The organism is Phytoactinopolyspora endophytica (genome assembly GCF_004138495.1).
GTDB lineage: Bacteria > Actinomycetota > Actinomycetes > Jiangellales > Jiangellaceae > Phytoactinopolyspora > Phytoactinopolyspora endophytica.
The window spans coordinates 158,534-163,051 of sequence record NZ_ML142851.1 but is presented as its reverse complement, the minus strand read 5'-3'; the positions used below and the strand labels follow the sequence as shown (position 1 = coordinate 163,051).

Here is a 4,518-nt window from a genome sequence, read left to right as displayed (position 1 = left end):
GGGAAGGCAGACCGGACGACACCACCCGTCAGCCAGGAGACCGGCCACGGCACTGCTAGTCCGATTCCACGAGGTGATGGAAGGCGGGTCTTCAATGACCACACCTGCGCGTATCCAGGCACATTCACGACGCTCGACGCGGTCTCCGTCCAGGCTGAGCGGCCCCGCCGTCTGCGCGACACTGCTCGCCGTGCTGGCCGGATGCGGTGGCTCCGACGATTCCGCGAGGGCTGCCGGTGACGACACCGGCGGCTCGACGACCACCGAAGAGCCCACCGACGACGGCCAGGACAGCGGTCCCGGCAACGACGACGGCAACGGCGAGAGCGGTTTCGATCCGGTCAGCCTCGACAACTGCGGGGTGGAAGTCACAGCCGACCACGCTCCCCAGCGGGCCGTCACGATGAACCAGTCCGCAACCGAGGTCATGCTGGCGCTCGGCCTCGAGGAACGGATCTCCGGCACGGCATACCTCGACGACGAGATCCTGCCCGAGTTCGCCGATGCCTACGCCGGGATCCATGTGCTCTCCGACGAGTACCCATCGCGTGAGGCGTTGCTGGACATTGAGCCGGACGCCGTCTATGGCGCGTATCCGAGCGCATTCCAGCCCGAGACCGCCGGTAACCGATCCGAGCTCCACGACGTGGGCATCGCCACCTATCTGTCACCCAGCGCATGCCCGGACAAGCCGAGTGACGAGCCCCTGGAGATCGAGACCGTCTGGCAGGAGATCCGCGACGTCGGCGCGATCTTCGGTGCCTCCGATGCGGCCGATGCGCTGGTCGAGGATCAGCAAGCCGAGCTCGGCCGGGCCATCGACTCAGCGGACGACGTCTCCTCCACCACGGTCGTGTGGTGGGACGGTGGCTCCGACGCACCCAGCGTCGGAGCATGCTGCGGCGCGCCCGGCATGATCATGGATGCCGCCGGCGTCGAGAACGCGTTCGCCGACGTCGACGGCAGCTGGGCGGACGTCAGCTGGGAGCAGGTCGCGGAGCGCAACCCGGACGTGATCGTTCTCGTCGATGCGGACTGGAGCACCGCGGAGGAGAAACGGGCCACGATCGAGTCCACTCCCGGTGTCCAAGAGCTGCCCGCCGTCGCACACGGCCAGTTCGTGGAGCTGTCGTTCTCTGCCACGACACCCGGCGTGCGCAACGTCAGCGCCGTCGTCGATCTCATCGACGGGGTGGAGGAGCTGCGATGACACGGCAAACGCATCCGACGAGGGTGGGCACACTGGCGGCCGTCGGCGTGCTCGGTGTGCTGTCCCTGGTCGCGTGCGGCACCGACGACGGAACCACCACGTCGACGGGTGACACCCCTTCGGACGCGGATCAGGAAGCCTCAGATTCGGCCGGCTCGCCCGGCGGCGACGGCACGGACGGCGCGGACGGCACCGATTGGCCGGTCACGGTCGACAACTGCGGCGTGGAGATCACCGTCGACGAGCCCCCGCAGCGCGCGGTATCGCTGAACAAGCCGGTCACCGAGATCCTGCTTGCGCTCGGCCTGCGGGACCGGATCGCAGGGGTCGCGGGTGAGCCCGACGAGACCGTCGCTGCCGAGGTAGCCGACGACTTCGCCGCTGTGGATGTCCTGGTCGACAAGGACTACCCGAGTTTCGAGGCGTTGATCGACACCCTGCCGGACTTCATCTACGCGTCCTATCCCAGCGCCTACCGTGACGACGGAGTTGGCAGCCGCGACACCCTCGCCGACTTCGGCATCCCGACCTACCTCTCCAGCGGACGGTGTGAGGACCGTCCGGAAGACGAGCCGATCACCATCGAGGACGTCTGGTCCGAGATCGAGGAGATCGGCCACATCTTCGGGGCGAGCGACGCAGCCGAGAGCCTGGTCATGGAGCAGCGAGCACTCTTCGACGAGACCCTGGCGTCGCTCGAGGACCTCCCTGCCCGGTCGGTTTTCTGGTGGGACATGAAGACCGACACACCGTTCGTCGGCGCCTGCTGCGGCGCGCCCGCCATGCTCATCGACTCACTCGGCTTCGAGAACATCTTCGAGGACCTGCCCGGTCACTGGGCGGACGCGAGCTGGGAACAGGTCGTCGAGCGAGACCCGGATCTGATCGTCATCGCCGACTTCGGTGACGGCGACATCGACGAGAAACTCGACTTCATCACCTCCGATCCCACGCTCAGCCGGCTCCGAGCAGTTCAGGACGGTGCGATGGTGACCCTGCCGTTCGCGATGACGACGCCCGGCATCCAGACGGTCGATGCGCTGGGGACACTCGCCGAGGCCTCCACGAGACTGGCGGACGCCGATGAGTAAGGACCCACTCGACGGCGCTGGAGCAGCTGCGCCCACCGCACAGACGCCGCGGTCCCTCCTTCTCAGCCGCCCAGGTATGCCAGCGGGGCCCGCCGGCGCCGGCACCCCGGTCACACTGTCGTCGAGGCATGCAGACGGGTACGCCAAGACTGCCGCCACCACCGCTGCCGCGCCGTCAGCACCCGCCGGCCGGTCACCCGTCCGAGCTGCGGGAACCGGCGGGATCGTGGCGGGCTCGGCCGTGCTGCTGGTCGTTTCCGTGCTGGCCGCGGTCGTCATCGGTCAGGCGGACATCACGGTGCGGGAGGTATGGACCGTCCTGACCGACCGCCTCAACCTCTCGTTCCTGCAGGTCGACGCCGTGGGGCTCGGCGCACAGCAGCCCTCGGCGATCCGCGCGGACGTGATCTGGGAGATGCGGTTGCCGCGGGCGGTCAACGCGGTGGTGGTCGGAGCCGGGCTCGCCGTCGTCGGCGCCATCATGCAGACACTGACCCGCAACCCGATGGCCGACCCGTATCTGCTGGGTATCTCGTCCGGCGCGTCGACGGGTGCGGTCCTGGTCATCGTCGCGGGGTTCGGGTCCGGCCTGGTGGGGGTCTCCGCGGGGGCTTTCGCCGGCGCCTTGCTCGCATTCGTTCTCGTGCTGGTGATCGGGCAACGCTCCGGCACCCTCACGCCGGTCCGGATGATCCTGGCCGGTATCGCGATCGGGCAGCTCTGCAATGCCCTGACCACGTTCGTCATCCTCTGGGTGGCGGATCCGAACGCGACGCAGGACGCGCAGTTCTGGCTCTCCGGCTCGCTCGCCGCTTCCCGGTGGTCGTCGATGCGGATCGCGGCGATCGTGTTGATCATCGCCCTGCTCCTGTGCCTGTGGCGGGCGCGGGCGCTGAACGCGTTCGCCTTCGGCGACGATGCGGCGGCGTCCTTGGGGGTCGACGTCAACCGGGTCCGATGGACGCTCCTGGTCGCATGCGCGCTGCTCACCGGCGTGCTGGTCGCCGTCAGCGGGGCGATCGGGTTTGTCGGGCTGCTGCTGCCGCACGCCGTCCGGTTCCTCGTCGGCCCGGACCATCGGCTGGTGCTGCCGCTGTCGTGCGTGCTCGGTGGGGTGTTCCTGCTCTGGGTGGATACGGTGGCCCGCACCGTCTTCGACCCCCGCGAGCTCCCGGTCGGGGTGGTCACGGCCATCCTCGGCGTCCCCGCCTTCATCTGGATCCTCCGGAAGAAGCAGGTGCGCGCATGATCGAGCCGATCGCCCAACCGCAGGTCGCCACATCCGCCCAGGGCCTGAAGGTCCACGAGGTCAGCTGGTCGGTCAAGGGCACCCTGATCGTCGACGGCGTCGAGCTGCATGCCCCGCACGGGAAGATCACCGGGCTGCTCGGCCCGAACGGCTCCGGCAAGACGACACTGCTGCGCGCCGTCGCACGCCTGTCCACCCCCGACCGTGGCGTCGTCCATCTCGACGGGGACGACCTGTCCGGCCTGCGCCGACGTGAGCTCGCCCGGCGGCTCGCCGTGGTGGAGCAGCACGCGGGAACCGACCTGGACGTGACCGTGCTCGACGTCGTGCTGCTCGGCCGCACCCCATACCGGTCCGCGCTGCAGAGCGACTCCGAACACGACCGGGCGCTCGCCATGGAAGCGCTGCACCTGGTCGACATGGTGGAGTTCGCCGGACGCAAGTGGGGCACCCTCTCCGGCGGGGAGAAGCAGCGGGTTCAGCTCGCACGGGCGCTCACCCAGCAGCCGTCGCTGCTGGTCCTGGACGAACCGACGAACCATCTCGACGTCGCGCACGCCCTGTCCCTGCTCTCCCTCGTGCAGCGCGCCGGGCTGACGACGCTCGCGGCTCTGCACGACCTCAACCTGGCGGCGATGTACTGCGACCATCTCGTGGTGCTCCGGCAGGGGCGGGTCGAAGCGAGCGGCAGGCCCCACGACGTGCTGACTCCGAAGCTGCTCCGGGAGGTCTACGACGTCGACGCCGACGTAGGGACGCATCCACGGACCGGGCGCCCGCTGCTGACGTTCCATCCACCGGCAGAGCCGGCGAGCGAGCTCGTGCACGCCGCCGGTCGTGTCCGGGTCTCCGGCGGTGATCCCTGATGAGCAGGCAGATCATCCTGGTCGGACGGGCGCTCGGGGCACCCACCGCCGAGCGGACGCTAGGCGATCTCGCAGCCCGGCTCGCCGGTGAGGTGGACGGCG

Annotated in this window: 4 protein-coding genes; all 4 read left to right on the top strand. The window is 69.3% G+C overall.

Going from position 1 to position 4,518, the window contains the following annotated elements:
• The first annotated feature begins 94 nt into the window (after nucleotides 1–94).
• The gene (locus tag ELR45_RS06635) at nucleotides 95–1,210 is read left to right on the top strand and encodes an ABC transporter substrate-binding protein (RefSeq protein ID WP_165367540.1); all 1,116 of its coding nucleotides are present in this window, start codon (nucleotides 95–97) and stop codon (nucleotides 1,208–1,210) included.
• Nucleotides 1,207–2,301, top strand: coding sequence for an ABC transporter substrate-binding protein (locus ELR45_RS06630; protein ID WP_129664484.1), 1,095 nt, complete (start codon nucleotides 1,207–1,209; stop codon nucleotides 2,299–2,301). The genes ELR45_RS06635 and ELR45_RS06630 overlap by 4 nt, the downstream gene beginning before the upstream one ends.
• A gap of 76 nt (nucleotides 2,302–2,377) precedes the next feature.
• Entirely contained in the window at nucleotides 2,378–3,550 is a 1,173-nt protein-coding gene (locus ELR45_RS06625; protein ID WP_129664482.1) for a FecCD family ABC transporter permease, read from the top strand.
• Entirely contained in the window at nucleotides 3,547–4,416 is an 870-nt protein-coding gene (locus ELR45_RS06620; RefSeq protein ID WP_129664480.1) for an ABC transporter ATP-binding protein, read from the top strand. Before ELR45_RS06625 ends, ELR45_RS06620 begins: the two co-directional genes overlap by 4 nt.
• Nucleotides 4,417–4,518: the final 102 nt, after the last annotated feature.